Source organism: Prevotella sp. tf2-5 (assembly GCF_900115435.1).
GTDB lineage: Bacteria > Bacteroidota > Bacteroidia > Bacteroidales > Bacteroidaceae > Prevotella.
The window spans coordinates 215,148-233,688 of sequence record NZ_FOWK01000002.1 but is presented as its reverse complement, the minus strand read 5'-3'; the positions used below and the strand labels follow the sequence as shown (position 1 = coordinate 233,688).

General features: G+C 42.7%; 17 protein-coding genes. 10 read left to right on the top strand and 7 right to left on the bottom strand.

What is annotated here, in order from left to right; genetic code table 11:
* Positions 1–6 precede the first annotated feature (6 nt).
* The 6 genes from BM257_RS02920 to BM257_RS02895 all read left to right on the top strand — a co-directional run bounded on the left by BM257_RS02920 (position 7) and on the right by BM257_RS02895 (position 6,404).
* The gene (locus BM257_RS02920) at positions 7–1,215 is read left to right on the top strand and encodes a sialate O-acetylesterase (protein WP_092068078.1); all 1,209 of its coding nucleotides are present in this window, start codon (positions 7–9) and stop codon (positions 1,213–1,215) included.
* Between the two features lie 15 nt (positions 1,216–1,230).
* Positions 1,231–2,970, top strand: coding sequence for an LTA synthase family protein (locus tag BM257_RS02915; protein ID WP_092068076.1), 1,740 nt, complete (start codon positions 1,231–1,233; stop codon positions 2,968–2,970).
* Complete coding sequence (locus BM257_RS02910) at positions 2,967–3,716, top strand: polysaccharide deacetylase family protein (RefSeq protein WP_177215990.1); 750 nt, start codon at positions 2,967–2,969, stop codon at positions 3,714–3,716. The genes BM257_RS02915 and BM257_RS02910 overlap by 4 nt, the downstream gene beginning before the upstream one ends.
* 66 nt (positions 3,717–3,782) lie before the next feature.
* Positions 3,783–4,022: an acyl carrier protein gene (locus BM257_RS02905; protein WP_092068072.1), complete on the top strand. Its 240-nt coding sequence runs from the start codon at positions 3,783–3,785 to the stop codon at positions 4,020–4,022.
* Positions 4,023–4,037: 15 nt separating this feature from the next.
* Complete coding sequence (locus tag BM257_RS02900) at positions 4,038–5,495, top strand: MBOAT family O-acyltransferase (RefSeq protein WP_092068070.1); 1,458 nt, start codon at positions 4,038–4,040, stop codon at positions 5,493–5,495.
* Positions 5,496–5,498: 3 nt separating this feature from the next.
* Entirely contained in the window at positions 5,499–6,404 is a 906-nt protein-coding gene (locus BM257_RS02895) for a hypothetical protein (RefSeq protein ID WP_092068068.1), read from the top strand.
* Here the strand turns inward: BM257_RS02895 and BM257_RS02890 are convergent.
* The 4 genes from BM257_RS02890 to BM257_RS02875 are packed head-to-tail and all read right to left on the bottom strand — an operon-like array spanning position 6,366 to position 10,689.
* Positions 6,366–7,436, bottom strand: a complete 1,071-nt coding sequence (locus tag BM257_RS02890; RefSeq protein ID WP_092068066.1) for an acyltransferase — start codon at positions 7,434–7,436, stop codon at positions 6,366–6,368. The two genes, BM257_RS02895 and BM257_RS02890, sit on opposite strands and share 39 nt — an antisense overlap.
* 13 nt (positions 7,437–7,449) lie before the next feature.
* A complete protein-coding gene (locus BM257_RS02885) occupies positions 7,450–7,845 on the bottom strand; it encodes a VOC family protein (protein ID WP_092068064.1) in 396 nt (131 codons plus the stop codon).
* 8 nt (positions 7,846–7,853) lie between these two features.
* Entirely contained in the window at positions 7,854–9,596 is a 1,743-nt protein-coding gene (locus tag BM257_RS02880) for an HAD-IIIC family phosphatase (protein ID WP_092068062.1), read from the bottom strand.
* A gap of 49 nt (positions 9,597–9,645) precedes the next feature.
* Positions 9,646–10,689, bottom strand: coding sequence for an acyltransferase family protein (locus BM257_RS02875; protein WP_092068060.1), 1,044 nt, complete (start codon positions 10,687–10,689; stop codon positions 9,646–9,648).
* Between the two features lie 72 nt (positions 10,690–10,761).
* Between BM257_RS02875 and glf the strand changes: the two genes are divergently transcribed.
* The gene (glf, locus tag BM257_RS02870) at positions 10,762–11,892 is read left to right on the top strand and encodes a UDP-galactopyranose mutase (protein ID WP_092068058.1); all 1,131 of its coding nucleotides are present in this window, start codon (positions 10,762–10,764) and stop codon (positions 11,890–11,892) included.
* Positions 11,893–11,903: 11 nt separating this feature from the next.
* On the opposite strand, the gene BM257_RS02865 is transcribed toward glf, so the two are convergent.
* A complete protein-coding gene (locus BM257_RS02865) occupies positions 11,904–12,746 on the bottom strand; it encodes a glycosyltransferase family 2 protein (RefSeq protein WP_092068056.1) in 843 nt (280 codons plus the stop codon).
* 86 nt (positions 12,747–12,832) lie between these two features.
* Here BM257_RS02865 and BM257_RS02860 point away from each other — a divergent pair, with 86 nt between their 5' ends.
* Entirely contained in the window at positions 12,833–13,888 is a 1,056-nt protein-coding gene (locus BM257_RS02860; protein WP_143096724.1) for an acyltransferase family protein, read from the top strand.
* Here BM257_RS02860 and BM257_RS02855 read toward each other — a convergent pair.
* Positions 13,871–14,983 (bottom strand): glycosyltransferase family 4 protein, encoded by a 1,113-nt coding sequence (locus BM257_RS02855; protein WP_092068052.1) that lies wholly within the window; start codon positions 14,981–14,983, stop codon positions 13,871–13,873. The two genes, BM257_RS02860 and BM257_RS02855, sit on opposite strands and share 18 nt — an antisense overlap.
* Positions 14,984–15,184: 201 nt before the next feature.
* Between BM257_RS02855 and BM257_RS02850 the strand changes: the two genes are divergently transcribed.
* Positions 15,185–16,201 carry a glycosyltransferase gene (locus BM257_RS02850; protein ID WP_092068050.1) on the top strand — a complete coding sequence of 339 codons (1,017 nt, stop codon included), beginning with the start codon at positions 15,185–15,187 and terminating at the stop codon, positions 16,199–16,201.
* A gap of 110 nt (positions 16,202–16,311) precedes the next feature.
* Positions 16,312–17,466, top strand: coding sequence for a glycosyltransferase family 4 protein (locus tag BM257_RS02845; RefSeq protein ID WP_092068048.1), 1,155 nt, complete (start codon positions 16,312–16,314; stop codon positions 17,464–17,466).
* Between the two features lie 37 nt (positions 17,467–17,503).
* Here the strand turns inward: BM257_RS02845 and BM257_RS02840 are convergent, their stop codons facing one another.
* The gene (locus tag BM257_RS02840; RefSeq protein ID WP_092068046.1) at positions 17,504–18,526 is read right to left on the bottom strand and encodes a glycosyltransferase family 2 protein; all 1,023 of its coding nucleotides are present in this window, start codon (positions 18,524–18,526) and stop codon (positions 17,504–17,506) included.
* Positions 18,527–18,541 lie beyond the last annotated feature (15 nt).

Below are 18,541 nucleotides of genomic sequence, written 5' to 3'. Positions count from 1 at the left end.
AGCATCATGAAAAAAGGATTACTGCTTTTCGTCATCACCTTGTTATTTGCAGCCTGTGCACAGAAGCCCGAGGGGCATAAAGTGGTTGTCTGTATACCTGTTTACGGACAAAGTCTTGCCTTAGGGGAAGAGGCGGAACGCATCACAGACTTCGACTCACTGGAGAACTATGCCAACGGACGTATCGTGACGGAGAACTTAGACCATCATTTCGGGTATTTCGACAATGACGACTTGAAAAAGTTCGCTAAAAAAATGATTAAGTACAAGCGTCGCAGCTTCGAACTATCCATCTATACCATGGCACAACGACTTGCAGACCAATTGGGAGAGGACACCCTAATTTGTACCTTCCCAGGTGGACAAGGTGCTACAATCATTAAAAATCTGAGCAAAGGCTCACTCCCTTATCAGGAATTTATGGAAGACATCGAAACTGCCTATCAACAAGCTACGGAGAATGGCTGGGACTTTGTGATTCCAGCCATCTGTTGGATGCAAGGAGAGACAGATATCGCAGACTACCCTGGGACTGATTATCAAAAGTTATTCATCCAGATATGGAAAGATATGAATGACGATATTCACCGAATTACACAAAGTAATGACACGATTCCCTTTATATGTTATCAACCTAATCCATTAACAAGAGGTTACAGATTCAAAGCCAACAACTATCAAAGTGTCGAGACTACCATACCCCAGACTTTCGTGGAGGTGCTCAGCGACGATAAATGGTTCTGGGCAAGTGGTCCCACATACCCTTATTCTTGTGTTGGAGAAAAAGTTCACATTGATGCTATAGGACAGCAACATATCGGTGAATTAGCTGCTCGTTCCGCATTAGGAATTATAAGAGGGGAAGAGCGAAACAAAGGTTTGATACCAACATCATTATCAGCAAACCATCAAGATATTATCATTCACCTCAATGTACCAAATCCACCATTGACGATAGACACCACACAAGTAAGAAAAGCAGAAAACTACGGATTTAGCGTCATCACCAAGGACAACCGCAATATCGCCACAGCGGCAACCTTAGAAGGCGACAGCATCAGAGTCACCTGCTCAGAGACTCCCCTGAACTGCAAAGTACGTTACGCCGTCAATGGTGATTACATGAAAAGCGGGAACCTCCACGGTCCGCGTGGCAATTTGCGAGACGCTGCTGGCAACTGGTGCTACCAATTCGACGAACTATTACACCCCTAATAGACATTCAACAACATGTTAAACATCAAGAAACATATTAACATTCAATATTTTATCCTCTTCTTCCTGTGCATACTGAATCTGCTGTTCATGCACTTCCAGTTTCTGTTGACGATAGACTTAGAGATACCCTATTTCACGACTTCTCCTATTGACAATTTCATCGCCTGTCTGTTGGATGTTACCGTATTACTTGTCTTCTTCTGGCTGATTACATTCAGAAGACTCAGGCTCAGTCTCACACTCACCTTTTTCGTGACCCTGATATGGTCGTTCTGTAATGTGTTCTACTCCCGTTTCTTCCTGCAATACCTGTCTTGGTCCTCTATCGGACAAGCAGGGAACCTGACAGAAGGGATTGTCATCGACAGCATGTGGGAAGGATTCAGAATCATCGATCTCTATTACCCGATAGCGGCATGTCTCTTCTGTTGGCTATCCAACCGTTACAAGAACCGTCTCACGACAAAAAGTCTGCGCACCACCCTTTGTCTATGGGTTGTTACCCTCTGCATAGGACTTGCCGCCCACTCCATGTACTTCTTCCATCCATCCACAGGTTTTATGGAAGAGTTCAGGAAAACGATGTTTACGGGACCAAAGATGGATTCCATGTGGCCCAACTGGACGGTATTCCATAAAGGCTTTTTCCGGAAAATGGCAATAGAGCCATTGACCCGTGGCGGAAAACTAAAGTTGACTGAGGAGCAAAAAGCTGAGATTGAGAAGGAGTATACTAACCACAGCCAACGCGTCACAAGGCGGACCGCCCCGGACAACGTCAAGAATGTCATCTTTATCTTGATAGAGTCCTATCTCGCCTGTACCTCCGACTTGGTGGTTGACGGACAGGAAATCACGCCCAACCTCAACCGGTTGAGACATGACAGTGCCACCTACTACAACGGACATATACAACCAAACGTGTCTATCGGAGAGTCCTCCGACGGACAACTGATTTACATGGCGGGACTACTCCCCCTGCACTCCGAGATCACTGTCAGCAAAGCAAGGGACATCACCCTCTTCGGACTACCCACACAACTCAAGAAGGCATATCCCGACCTACAGTCCTACACCCTCATCCCCACCAACCCCAGCCTATGGGACCAGCAAGCCATGACGGAGGGCTATGGTTTCGACCATCTTTACTCATCCATTGAATACCACAAGGCATTCCATGACAATAAGGGAACTTTCCTCAGTGATGACATGGTATTCCAATATGCGGTCCAATTAGACAAGTCGATGAAGCAGCCATTCTGTTCCCTGATCCTCACCATGGACATGCACATGCCCTATACCTCCCAGATAGAACACGGTTTCCATCTCACTGACAAAAACCTGCCTGAGAAATACAAAAACTATCTCGTCAATTGTCATTATACAGACCTTCAGATTGGGAAATACATGGATGAACTGAAGAAGAACGGACTTTATGACAACAGTCTGATTATCATCGCTTCTGATCATGACGCACACCCGACCTATCTGGATATGGAAGGAAAGATCACTCGTGAGATCCCCATCTACATCATCAACGGTGGCATAGACAATAGCAAGGCATGGGACGGTGCTTGCAACCAGTTGGATATTTACACCACCATCCTTGATGTCATGGGCATAGAGAGTCCATGGCATGGGTTGGGACATACTCTTCTTCAAAAGGGCTACCAAAACTCCGTCACTGACAAGGTACAGGAGTTGTCAGACTGGATTATCTACAGCGACTATTTTGGAAAGGGGAAAAAGTGAAAAAAGTGTACGCCTTTCTACTAATAGTCATCATCATTGTCGTAATAGTCTGGTGGCGGGCGCCTATCATCGGCACGGAATGGAGTAAGCAGACCCTTTATGTGGGACTGCTTGACGCATGGTATGGCGGTTCTATTGATGACCGTGCCCATGCTTTATGGATTGACGACGATAGTACAGAGGGGGTGTTCAAAGTCAAGAAAATTGCCGACGAGGTAGGCATTCAGCCTTGTTTCGCCGTCATCGCCGATAGGATGACATCTGAAGTGGCTGACTCTCTGGCGGCATGGCAACAACAGGGTGCCGGTATCGTGTTACATGGTTACAGACATGAGAAATGGTGGGACTGGACGGAAGAACAGATCAAAGAAGACTTCACCCTCAGTTATCTACGATTGCAAGAGCAAGGATTTGATACCACCCGAATCATCAAAATGGCTGTACCGCCCCATGGATGCAACAACAGGATCATCCGACGGGTCATCCAGCAGCAGGGGCTTCAGATGATCTCTGGTGCCACGTTGGTGAATCCCGACCGCCATGTGTTCCAGTTAGGACGTATCCCTATCACCGTCGACACTGACACTGCCGCCATGCGCCGACTTTTACAGAAAGCATACGAGCAAAAAGGTTTCGTCATTTTCAGTACCCATTCTTCAATTCCCCCTATTTTCTCCGAGGAGAAAACACGCCATATCCTGCAGATGGCAAAGGAGATGGGGTTCGATTTTGATTTTTACAAATAAATATTTGGATAAATAACAGAAACCAATTACCTTTGTAAGCAAAATAAACGATAAACATTCAGAAAAATGGAAAGAGACGATATTTTAGCAAAAGTACAGGAAGTATTCCGGGATGAGTTAGAGGTAGAAGACCTGGTCCTCACAGACGAGACCACTGCTGATGACGTGGAGGAATGGGATTCCCTCAGCCACGTACAGCTGGTAGTAGCTTTGGAGAAGGCTTTCGGCATCAAGTTCACCTCCCGTGAGATCCTGTCATGGGACAATGTGGGTGACCTCGTGGACTGCATTGCAGGGAAGATGTAAGATGGATGATGTAAGATGGTAGTCAACTCCCTGGCATTCCTGTGGTTCTTCCTGGTGGTATTGGTGGTTTATTACCTCCTTGCCCCGAAGAAGGTGCTACAGAATTTTTTCCTGTTAGCATGCTCTTATTGGTTCTATGCACAGGTAGACCTGAAGATGACAGGGTTGCTGGCACTGCTCACTCTGATTTTCTGGGGCATCGGTCATGGTATCGGTATAGCCATTGAACAAGAGAAAGAGCGACTCGCTTCCCGTCTGACGACGCTGAGTGTCGTTATAGGCATCGGTGCCTTGTTTTATTTCAAATACCTGAATTTCTTTATCGGTTCTTTTGTGGCGGCAGCCGACCTCATCGGACTCCACCTGTCATGGACCGCTTCCCATATCATCGTACCCATCGGTCTGAGTTTCTTTACCTTCAAACTGATGAGTTATCCTCTCGACATCTATCATGGGAAGATTAACCACGAGCGTAACATCTTCAACTTTGCCAACTTCATCGCCTTCTTCCCGACGATCCTGTCAGGTCCTATCGACCGTCCCAAGCCCTTCTTGAAGCAACTGGCTCAGAGTCGCCTGTTTAACCCCGACAACCTCATGATGGGGTTCCGCAGGGTATTATGGGGTATGTTCATGAAGATGTGCATTGCCGACAGGTTAGACCTGTATATCAGTGCTGTCTGGAACAATTTCGAGCACCACTCGGCAGTGTCTATCCTCTTCGCCTCCCTGCTCTACCCCTTCCAGATGTATGCGGATTTCAGCGGCTATAGTGAGATGGCGATTGGCGTGTCATTGATGTTAGGTTTCAAAGTGGCAGAGAACTTCAAGCGTCCGTTCTTCACTATCAATATCGCCCAATACTGGAGTCGCTGGCACATGTCACTGACATCATGGCTGACCGATTACGTTTTCATGCCCCTGAATATCAAGTTACGAGACTGGGGTACAAACGGAACTATTGCCGCCATCATGCTGAACATGACATTTATCGGTATGTGGCACGGTGCCGACTGGACGTTCTTCCTCTTCGGCATCTACCACGGTCTATGGTATATTCCCCTGATGGTCAACGGACAGTTCTTTAAGAAGACCAAGATCCTGCTGAACAGTTATGGACTGCCAACAGCTCCTTTCGCATGGAGAATGGCAGGCAACTATCTGGTAGTGACCTTCGGTCTAATGCTATTCCATTCCACGAATATCAACGAGTTCTGGGCTGTGCTCTGTCGTATCCCTGAGGCATGGAACGGAGGACTGTTCTTCGACATGCCGACACTGGTCAATGGCGCTATCTGCTCCCTTGCCCTCATCTATGTAGATTTCCAGGAGGAGTATTTCTCCAAGAAGAAAATATACTTACCCGTCTGGACAGAGCGGTGGCGTTGGGAACTGACTGTTACAGTCGAGATCCTTGCCATCCTACTCTTCGGTATCTTTGACAACAACCAGTTTATCTATTTCCAGTTCTGAGCCATGAAGAAGTTACTTATCCGCATCGCTATCATCGCTGCTTTGTTCTTCCTGTTCGACAGAGCATTAGGCTACGGGCTGGGCATCCTGTATAGCCAGTCAAATGCCACCGACGAGTACAAGATCAGCTATTCCAACGAGACGACCCGCGATCCTGTCCTTTTCTTCGGCAGTTCCCGTTGCCTGCACCACTTTGTCCCCTCCATCTTCGAAAAGGAACTGGGGAAAGACTGCTATAACACTGCCGACTGGGGCATTAAGAATATCTATTACCACTATGGACTGTTAGGCAACATCCTCACCCGTTATACCCCACAGACCATCATCTTTGAGATCCACCCCTGCGACTGGCTGCAGACTCCTTTCTCTGGCATCGAGCGTGCCAATTCACTTGCCCCCTACTGCGGCAAGAGCGAGGCATGCGACGAGATGTTGAAGTTGTCTGGTAACTATTGGAAATACCAATTGTCATGGACATACCGATACACAGGTAGTCTGCCTAATTTGTTGACAGGAAAGCTAGGTTCTATGGACAGAAGCCTGAAAGGCTGGAAGCCCATGGACGGTATTCTAGACACTACAGGTATCAAGGCTGAGGAATATCCCTTCCCCGTCGATCAAGAGCGCATTCATTTCCTTGAGAGATTCATCAAAGATTGTCAAAGTCATGGCATTCAACTAATCATGGTTGAATCACCCATGTATGTTTGTTCTCAGCAGGATGTCTTTCGGTTTGTCCATGAACTTACCCAAAAACACCAGATTCCTTTCCTAGATCACTATCGTGACAGTGACTTTGTCGGACATGCTGAATATTTCTTCGACTTCGGACACCTCAACCGAGAAGGGGCACAACGTTTCTCTGAGAAGTTAAGTAAAGAGCTTCGAGAAACAAGACCTGCCATCTAACCTGATCATCAAGTCATCCATTTTTAGGATAGCAAAGAGTCTCTTTCTGACTGTATCTATCAGAATACAGATGGCGAAAATCAACACGCAAACGACCATCACTGCCAAAGCATAAATCCATTGGTTGGCATACGAGGTCATGGACAGTGTTTTCCATATCCAGTCACGCATTAAAAGGTGATCATGTATCAAATAGACTCCAAAGGTATAAGGTGCCACCTTGACCATCAGGTTCCAGATTCCCGTCTCAGGGATTTGCTGCTGGCGGATAAAGACAAACACGGCAACAGAGAGGAACAGAAGGATGCCATTGTAATTAAACCACAAGAGATGACCGACACCGTTATGGAAACCCAGTACCATCTCAGACACCATGGTCAATAAGGCAAGACCAAGTACTGTCACCACCAACTTACCCATAGGGATTCTTTTCAGATGAAGGCGGATAAAACCTGCTATGAAAAACAAATACACGAAACTCCACACAGAATTACCATGAGAGATGCTGAATCGCTTCCCCAAGGGGAAATCCGGGATCACAGACAAGACCATCAAGCCCATGCCTATCAATAATGCCACATACTGTCGATAAGACAACTGCCTGACAAGCATGGCAAGGAAAGGTGACAGGATTAATAATCCGATATATTGAGACACAAACCAATAGGCATCCGTACTGAGCGGAAAAAAGCTCTTGCCTAATGTCACGATGCTCCATGGTTCCAAAGACAATAACAGGAACGTCGTCGTGATGACGACGGAATAGAATAAAGCACTCACCCAGGTTCTTATTATCCTGCTAATCTTGAACTTGGTATTAATCAGAAAATATCCAGATACCAACACGTACAGGTTAACTGCAATACTACCAATGACAAGAATAAGGTCGGAGAAGGTGAAGTTAAACAATGATACAGGCTGTTGTAAATCAAAGGCATAGTCACTCCCGATCCCATGACACATACAATGATAGATGACAATGCTAAACATTGCCCATGTCCTCATGACCTCAAAATTACGTTCTCTTGCCATCGTATTCTTCTTTTTATGAACGATTGACCAATTCGACAAGACCAACCTCTTGTTTAAAGAAATAACCAATCAGCCGGTTTCCGAAGGCGGGAGCAGCAACGGGCTTGAACAATGGGGTAAAATCATGATCCAGCATCTCCTCATAGGCGGCATGGATATCATCCACCACATAACAGGTATGATAAGGAGTCACCCCTCGCTTCAGCATCTTCTGCATGGTCTTATTATCCTCATACGGTTCCACTAGCTCAATCGTTGTATCTCCTTGTTTACGGAGAAAACAGATACGGGTTCGCTGGGTATCATCCTGGACGATATCACCTGACTCATAACCTAACAAACGGAAAGATGCTGCCGTCTTGGCAATGTCATCCGTCACATATCCTATATGTTCTAATTGACAGTCCATTGGTTTACTTAAATTTTTTCATCTTTCATCTTTATATAGCATTCACGAGGCTCATAGGTCTCCACATCCAAGACATACTGTGCCGTAGAAGAGCCGGCAACTGGCGTGAAGCCCAAATGAGGATAATGTTCCTCCACCATCTTGTTCTTTGGCGTAGGCAGGTATTCACCGACAATACGTTTATACCCTTTCGCCCTCGCCTCTTCTACCATTGTATTCAGCGTGAAGTTCTCCATGCCACGTTTCAACACCCGGCAACTCATAAACCAGGTATCCACAAACAAGGTATCAGCATCCTGTTCCTTCATGATAATCACAGCTATCAGTCCATTATCACCAAACTTATCCTCTAAGGTAAAGCTCAGGTCTATCACCTTCGGATCTTCCGCCATTGCCTCAATGTCCGCCTCCGTATACCGGATGGTACGAAGGTTGAACTGGTTACTACGCTGTGACAACTGAGCGACACGGGGAGTATTGAACTTCGTGAATCCGCTCACCTTGGATATCATATTCAGCGACTTCAGGAAATCAGCCTCATTGGTAAAAGTCTTACTGAGAGACACCCGCTGAGCCTCCACCTGATACTGTTTGGTACGATCTTTGTCTGCTCCACTATAGGAAGCTGTCTCGAAGAGATTCAAGGAATACAGGTATTCCAAGTACTCTCCGGGATCCTCTGGCAACTCAGGAACTGTAATGTCAGGGATATTCTCCCGTACGATATTCCGTTCAAAGGGATTGTCATCCAAGAATACCATCGAGTCGAAACCGATATTCAGGATCTGCTGAATGGCACGGATATTATCCACCTTTGTCTCCCAATTAGCCATAAACACAGCGATATCCTCTAACTTCAGAATCATATCCGGGTGCTTTTCAAACGGTTCCTTCGCCGTCTCCTCATTATTCTTGGAGGCGACACAGATAATGATACCCCGAGCCTTTAACTTCTTGACCCACATCTGGAACTCCGTAAAAGCCTTCCCGATACCCAGTCCGTGCCCCAGTTGGATACCCTCCAGTCCATCATCACCGATGACACCGCCCCAGACAGTATTGTCAAGGTCCAGTATCAGGCATTTCTTGAACTGTCCTTTGATGGCACCCACGATATCCATCACCCTGGAGGCGACATAGGGCAACGCATCCATACTGAGTATCATCTCCGTACTCACATAGACATTAGAGGCAAACATCATGTCACGTCCGAACTTATTCTGCAGTCCTGCGATGTCACATATAAAAAGATTGGCATGCTGTTGGGAGAGGTTCATCAGTTCAAAGTTCAACTTTCTAACTTGAAACGTGAAACTTGAAACCACCTTGTTAGCATAACTGCCAAAGACCGTATCCTCTATCTCCGGATAGTTGAAATAGATGATCTTCTTGTTGGCAAGCTGGGGACTCTGGCAGAGGGTTGACACAAAATCGAGTCGCTCATCCGCCACAGTACATTGCTTCTCCACAGTCAATAGACTATGGTGCTCACATAGTTTATGGGTGGACTGAAAGATAATCAGGATATCTGGGTCAAAGGCATATAATTCACTGGTCGTATCCAGCAACTGTCGCTCTACCTGACTATACTCACCTTCATAAAACTCAACTGCCAATCGTCTGGCAGCAGCCTCACCAAGAATGGCAGTTGACAATAACTGTGTTGCCGTATCACCCAACAAAGCTATCTTTGTTTTGGAACCCGTTACCGTTTCTTTAGCCAATTTCTTTAGTTCTTTCAGTGTATGCATATTGGTAAACTTTTTACAAAGGTACAAATAAGTGAGTAAAATGCCAAATTTATTGGGGCTTTTCTACTACCGACTTTTGTTTCACTCCAAACAGATATTTCGCCAAGAACGGACTGAGACGGAGGATGTAACTGACCACCAGACAACATGCTAAAACAACCAAGGCCTCTCCCATCACCACACCGATTTCAACCCATTTACTATTGTAAGCCAGCAACTGTCGGTTATACAACAGCAACGATTCTGGCAGGAAGAAGAAATGAAGGAGATAGATGTCCAAGGTACGAGTTCCTACGTATTGTAAACTCCGTCCTAAGGTACGCTCTTTCGTAAACCACGAGGCGAAATAGCGGAAGAAGGTGAAGACCATTACCATGCCGAAAATGCCACTCAGTGCAAACCGGGTATACACCCATGGCCAATAATCAGTACGGGGCAGACTTGCCGTCAGGGCAAAGAGAATAATCACGATGAAGAACACTTCACGACGATTCGTCCACTCTAAGAACTTCTCGAAATGTCTCTTCACCAAAGTTCCTATGAAGAAAAAGAGATAATAACGCCAAGTGACAAATCCTATAAAACCCAAGAATTCCCGCCCCCACCCTATATGTGGGGAGACAGCACGATAATGCATATCATACCAGCTGGCTGACATGGAGATCACAACTGCCGTTAAAAGCATCCACCAGTCTCTGTGTCGGCTACGACGGAAAAGAAGAGAGGAGAGAATATATAGACAGAAAAAGACAAAAAGTCCGAAAGTAAACCAATATCCTCCTTTAAATGCCCCTAACTGGTGAAAGAAATTGGCACGTTCATGCAAGGCAAGGAAAATAAAAGTCGGAACAATCTGCACCATGAATTTATTGCTTAACACCTGCTTGACGGTCGAATGATCCCAGGCTCTTGTAGCCTTAAAGAACAACCAGCCGCTGATCATAAAGAAACAGGGCAGGCGCAATAGGAATAACACATCATTGAAAGCAATAAAGTATTCTTTAAAACAGAACACACAAACATGCGAGTAAATCACGAGAATCATGGTGAATCCCCGCATCGCATCAATATATTCTATCCGTTCTTTTGGCATATTTTGTGCAAAGATAAGAAAAAGTTTAGATTTTTTCTTATCTTTGCAGGCAGAAAACTTTAAAAAAGGAATATGGCTAAATACAATTATCTGATTGTGGGAGCAGGACTCTTCGGCTCAACCTTCGCCTATTGCGCCAAGCAACAGGGAAAAAAATGTTTAGTAATTGATAAACGCCCTCATCTGGGCGGTAATCTGTACTGCGAGAAAATGGCTGGTATCAACGTTCACAAATACGGTCCGCATATCTTCCATACCTCTAACAAGAAAGTATGGGACTTCGTCAATGCTATCGTAGAGTTCAACCGCTTTACGGAATCTCCCGTTGCCATCTACAAAGGAAAGGCTTATAACCTTCCCTTCAACATGAATACTTTCTCGCAGATGTGGGGAGTCATCACTCCTGAAGAGGCGAAAAAGAAGATAGAAGAACAACGTGCAGAAGCGATTGCAACCATGAAGGCTGCAGGAATCACAGAACCGCGAAATTTGGAGGAACAGGCATTACTATTAGTGGGTCGTGACATCTACGAGCGACTGATCAAAGGATATACTGAAAAACAATGGGGGCGCAAATGCACCGAGTTACCTCCCTTCATCATCAGACGCCTGCCTGTGCGCTTTGTCTATGATAACAACTACTTCAATGACTCCTACCAGGGAGTGCCCATCGGGGGGTACAACAAACTCATTGACGGTTTACTGGAGGGCACCGACACACAAGTGAACATTGATTTCTTTGCCAACAGGAAAGAACTGGAGGCTCTTGCAGAAAATATTGTGTTCACGGGCAGGATAGACGAGTTCTATGATTTCCGATTCGGTAAACTAGATTATCGGACGGTTCGGTTTGAGACAGAGACACTCAACACTCCTAATTATCAAGGATTGGCACAAATCAACTACACTGAAGCTGACATTCCCTATACCCGTATCATCGAGCACAAGCATTTCGAATCCTTTGCCGCTGAGGTTGACAAGAATCCCCAGACGGTGATCAGCCGGGAGTACTCCGTAGAATGGAAAGAAGGATTGGAGCCTTACTACCCCGTCAATGATGAGAAGAACAGTGAACTATACCAAAAATACGAGACGCTCGCTAAGCAAGAGGCCCATGTCATCTTCGGCGGTCGCCTTGCCGAGTACAAATACTACGACATGGCACCTATTGTAGAAAAAGTACTAGGAATCTTTAATTTTTAATCTTTAATCTTTCATTTTAAAAAGTTGTCTTTGGCATCCTCATAGTGATCCGTCTTATAGAAAAGACGGAAGATACCATATGACTTCAATCGATTCCACATTGCCTTTGCTAAAGAACTCTCCTTAAAGGAACTGTAACTGGTTATCACCCGGCACCGCTTGTCATAAACAAACTTGATCTTACCATATTTTTTCATCGCCAGTGCCATGGAGCCATCCTCACCACGTAGCAGTTCCACGCGATAGCCTTCCTTTTTAGCATACTCAGCATAGAAACCGAAAGCCATACCTCGTACACTCAACTCCGGACGATTGACACTCTGGATCCTCAGATAGATATCACGGCAGAACTCATAGACTTTCAACCCAAACGTGGAAAAACGCTCGTTAGGATAAAAGCTCCACAGAGAAGCTACCGCCGAAACACCAGGTTGAATCAGATGGTCAATCATCACCTCAAAATAATGAGGAGGATAGATAGTGTCGGAGTCTATACACATATAGAACTTACCCTTCGAATGATTCAAGCCACACTGGCGGGCATAGCCACAGGTGTGTTGATGTTCTGTATAATAGGTGACGCCCATCTTCTCGTAGATTTCCGCCGTACGGTCTTTTGACTCATTATCCACCCCGATAAACTCCACCGGATACTTACACTGGATCTCACTCAGAGACCAAAGGCATGCCGGCAGATGCTTCTCCTCGTTATAGGCGACAATGACAATAGAGGCGACAGGCTCCTGGCTCTGCAGCCTTTTCATTCGCTCACGGGTTCCATCAATCACTTCCTGCGGCACCTCACTGAAAGGTTTATCATAGATGCTCAGATATTTCTCATACCATTCTGCCATAACAATAATATTTGTTTTCGGCACAAAGATACAAAAAAGTTTAGAGTTTAACGTGTAGAGTGTAGAGTTTTTTGTAATTTTGTAACATGAACGAGAGAATTAATTGGATGGACTGGGCAAAGTTCCTCAGCGTCGCACTGGTTATCCCTGTCCATATACCTCACGCATTAGGGGCACAACCTGTCACTTGGTTTGAGGTATTTCTTCTTGCCTGTTTGATGTTCAATGCCGGCTATTTGAAAAAAGAGCGTACCAACCTGAAAGAAGAAGTCAAAAAATACGGATATCAATTAGGCATACCATACATTATTTATAATATCCTGTTCTACCCCTATTGGTTGATTAGATTCTATAGTGAGCATGGAACAATGCCCACTCTCGCAGAATCTTTGCGACCGATTTACGGTGCTTTACTCTTACAGGCAAACAACCATTTCGCAGAAGAGCTAAACCCCGTCACCTGGTTTATTGCCGCTTTATTTATCATGCATCTGCTACTGGATTGCTGCTTGATAGGGGGGACGATTCTGAGTGATACCATTTTTCACAAGAATAATTGGATCATCAGAACCGTCCCCATGGGATTGCTAAGCCTGTTGGGAATGGGCGTCTATATTGCCCACAAAGCCGGGTATGTTCCTGCACATTATGTCGTCATCGGCATTGCTAAATCCTTGGTATTCTATTTTATGGGATTCCTTTGTCGCAGATACCATATTTTTGAGACTTGTGATTTCAAAAAGGATCTTGGCTGGTTTATCATCTCGCTCATCATCAGTATCATCCTCTTCGACTACCACGCAGGTTGCGAGGAGAATTTTACGATGCACATGATCTCTTATTTCCCTGCCGTCCTATTTGGGCTCCTTGCCTTTATCTATTTCTGCAAGTTATTGAATGGCATTCGCTCCAAGATCGTCATCAACTACTCCAATGGTACGATGGCATTCATCGGACTCCACTGGATGATGGTTGGTTTTATCCGCTACGGCATCCTTAAGCCCATCTTCCATGTATCAACAGATTACATCTATACCCCACTTGAGGCATATGGTTTAGGACTCCTCGTCACCATTCTCCTCTACCCCCTCATTCTCTTCTTCCAATCGAGAATGTCCTGGATGTTAGGAAAGAGAAGTTAGCTTTTCAAAGAGTTCTTTCCACATCGGCATGATTTTGTCAGCGGAGAAACGTTGGGAAGAGGCTATGGCGTGCCGACCCATTTTCTTTCTCAACTCCTCATCACCCATAAGCTGACATAAACGATCAGCAAATGCTTGTTGATGATGCTTGGGAATCAAGAAGCCATCTTCGCCATCTGAGATGATACTGGCAGGACCATAAGGGCTATCGTAGGAAACAACCGGTAATCCACAACTCATTGCCTCAGGAATGACTAAGCCAAAAGGCTCATAAAGAGAGGTCAAAACAAAAATACTACTATTACGATAGACATTCATGATTTGAGCAGTAGGCTTATGTATCTCAATATTGATATTCAAAGCATCCACCTCATTCTTGTATTTCTCCCATAATGCCCCATCACCATACATATCTAATTTCCAGTCAGGGAATTTCGGATGTACCAATTGCCATATACTGATTAACTCACCAATATTCTTCTGTTCCTCAAACCTGCCAACAAAAAGAACACGTTTTGCCGTACAGTCGCTATATAAATTCGTATCATTCAGATGCACCATATTAGGAATGACATACACATGATTACTCACTTGACGCCAATGCTCCGCATCTCCATTTGTCAATGTCACCACAGCCTCTGCCTTACCAATCCAGTAATTATTTATCCTTGTTTGTATTCGATGAAATAACGTATCAGGATGCTTAAAATTAATATGGGATTCTACTACAAGAGGAGTAGTTCCTTTTATCTTTAGCAATGAGTTAACATCCTGAATGGACGTGCACACCATCACATCAGGCAGAATGGTCTCCAATTGTTTCTTTAATAGCTTAAGATATTTCTGGGACAATTGACGATATATAAAAGGTCTACGCCACCATTTATACTTATACCGCTGATGAAAGCGGATATTCAAATCTATAAAATGGACCCGTTCATCTAAATCATATGGAATTGGGTGCTGACCTTGGTCAGATGTTACCATAAACACCTCATAGCCATAGTGACGAACCAAGTAGTTCATCTTATCCACTAAGATGCGCTCAATACCCCCCCAAATAGCCAGAGAATGATATAAATATACGAGTTTCATTATTCTTCACCAAATTATCATCCTTGTCTTCATAATGGTCTTCTTGATAAAATATACGAAATATATTTTAGTTGACCATACCATATTTCATTTGCCTTACTGCAAAAATACATAATATTTCACAGAATATCAAAAAAAAAAGAAAAAAAATGGTTATTTCTAAAAAAAAACATTATCTTTGCATTAATCAACAAATAAATCATGGATTTAAGTATTATTGTTCCTATTTACAATGTCGAAAAATACGTTCGTACCTGTATCGAAAGTATTTACAAGCAATGCCTTGACGAGAAACGCTTTGAAGTCATTATTATTAATGACGGAACAACAGACAACAGCATGGAGGTAATTGCTGACATTATTGATCAACATAATAATATCACCGTCATCAATCAGGATAATCAGAGTCTGTCTGTAGCTCGCAACAATGGTATAGCTGCAGCAAAAGGAGAATATATCCTGATACCAGACTCTGACGATTTGCTGATTGAGAACAGTCTAAAGCCCTTACTTGAAAAAGCACTAGAGACAAAAGTAGATTTAGTTGTGGCAGACTTTTTAACTATGACTGATGAAGAAATAGACGATTTTAACAAAAAAGAGTTTAAACAACCTGAACCACATTTTAAAAAGATTGTTGGCGAACAGATATATTTAGAATTATTAAATCCGCGCCAATGTTTCGTTTGGAGAACTCTTTACAGAAGAGAATTCCTTGTAACAAAAGATTTGATATACTACCCAGGCATACGATATCAAGACATACCATTTACACATGAATGCTATCTCAAGGCTAAAAATTGTCTCCGTACAAATATACTTTTAAATATTTATAGAAAGTGGCCAGGATCATCTACCAACGCCTACAAATTTGAGAACTCCAGACATTTTATTACGGCTATTGCCCTAACATGGCAATTAAGACAAATTGAAGGTCTTTCATCAGAATTGCTGTATAAGATAGAAGAAAATGTCTATATATCATTCCGCTCCATGATATATGATACGTTACATGGCATCAATGAAAAGAATGATAGATATGCTTTGATGGATTACATAAACTTTCAGGCTCCTGATTTAAATTTCACCCATAGCATCCAACAAAGGTTGATAACCATGATGATTAAAAAGACACCACACTTTTTTATATACCTATACTATCAATATGCACAAATAGTATTTAAAAAAAGATCATCGGTGTCCGATAAAACAAAATAGAATAAATAATACGTAAATATATTACTTTTTTATAAAATAAAGATAAATAATTTGCAAATTCCTCCAAAAAGATTATATTTGCAAAGAAAAGAATCATAATTCAAATAAAAATGAAAGTTGTATATATTCTACCTGTTTTAGGAAAATGTGGAGGAGCTGAGAGAATCGTGACAGAAAAAGCAAATTACCTCGCAGAAAAGTTCGGATATGATATATATATTATCAACATGTTCCAGAAAGAAGGTTCCCCATATTTTTATCCTCTTTCCAAACTAGTAAAAATATTTAATTTGGGAATACCATACAACACACAATACCATTACAAATACCCTATACGCTTTTGGTTTAAGATAAAAATTAACCATAATATGAAACAATTATTATCTCAAACAATTAATACTATTAATCCTGACATTTTAATTGGCGTTAGTTATTCATGTGCTGATATTGTATGTAAAATTCCAAGTACAGCTAAAAAAATAATAGAATGCCACGAGCCTAAGTGTCTCACATCACTAAGTAATTACACCTCTATTGTTTCTAAAGCATATGAAAAGCTTATATATAACCGCACAATTGAGAATAAAGCAGATATTATAGTTACATTAACTAAGGAAAGCATAAGTGAATGGAAAAAAGCTAGACATGTTGAAGTTATTCCAAATTTCTCTACAATGTCTGTCAGTAATTATAGTGATTGCGAAAAAAAACGGATAATTGCAGTTGGACGCCTTGAAAAAGAAAAAGGATACGAAAGATTAATTGACATTTGGGAAAAAATATCAATCCAACACCCTGACTGGTCTCTAGATATATTTGGTGAAGGAAGTCAACGCAATAATCTACAGGAAATAATTAATAACAGAAGTATTAAACGGGTACAAATTCACCATGCGACAAATGACATCAGCAAGGAATATGCGAACAGCTCTATCTGTGTATTAACCTCCTACTTTGAAGGGTTCTCCTTAGTTCTTCTTGAGGCTTTAAAACATGGTGTTCCATGTATAGCATTTGATTGTCCATATGGTCCAGCCGGCATCATAAAAGATAACCAATGCGGTTTTCTGATTGGAAATGGAAATATTTCGTTATTCACAAAGGAACTGAATCATTTAATAGAAAATGAATCCCTAAGAAAAAAGTTCTCCCAAGAAGCTATAAAACGGGCAAAGGCTTTCGATATAGATATCATTATGAATAAATGGAAAGAATTATTTGAAGGTCTCTGTGCTACCTCAAAGAACGAAATCAAAGATAGGTAAAAGGCATGTATTCAATAAATATGCAGATAAGCTCATATTATCGGAGCATGATCTTGATAGCGAACTTAATAGCAAAGACTGCAATAGCAGGAGGCAACCTATTGACAATATACGCACCCAAAATCTTTATTCGATAACCTCGCGAACGCAATATCTCCATCAATGACATCGGATGCCACATAACATTGCGCAGTTCCCTATTGGTATATCGGGGGTGTATCTGGTTACGACGCTTCAAAATTTCCTTAAGAAAAGAAAAATCATACATTAATAACATCTCACATCTTCGAGCATAGTAAGGTTTAACCTTTAAAGATGTTCTGCGTTTTTTCTCATCAATAGTCTTAATATAAGCATCCATCATCTCACGTGTTACATTTTTATCCCATCTGTGAATATTGACATCACGGACATAATAACTATAAGTGATATCTGGAAGTAAAATAACACGAGTAACATAAGTGGGCAAATCAACTGTAAAGGTAAAATCCTCACCGTAACCTACAGGAGCAACTCTTAAATGATTCTTTCTGAGGATATCCACCTTTATGAGATAATTCCATGTCATGGTCTGCACCTTCCTATCATATGCATAACACGCATATTCGTCAGGTTCACAAAAAATTTTATAAGGATAAGGATAAAGGATAGTGTTTACAACCACATCGTTTTCTGTAAATACGCGTTTATAACTTCCGTACACCATGTCTGCATCAAATTCCTTTGCTTTATTATAGAGCAACTGAATAGTCTGTGGCTCAATAGCATCATCTCCATCCAAATAATAAAGATAAGTCCCTTGTGCCTCATCCATAATTCTGTTACGGGCACGTCCCAATCCCTCGTTTTGTGACTGACGCACAATACGAATATCCTTGCCACGGGGGTGACTATTCTGATATTCACGAACAATATCCATTGTCTTGTCCGTACCGCAATCATCTAATATTAAGAATTCAATACTCTCAAAGGTCTGTGCCATTGCAGAGTCCATAGTGAGACGAATATACTTTTCTACATTGTAGACAGGTATTCCTATTGTTACTTCGTAAGTCTTCATATAGTTTTGAATTAT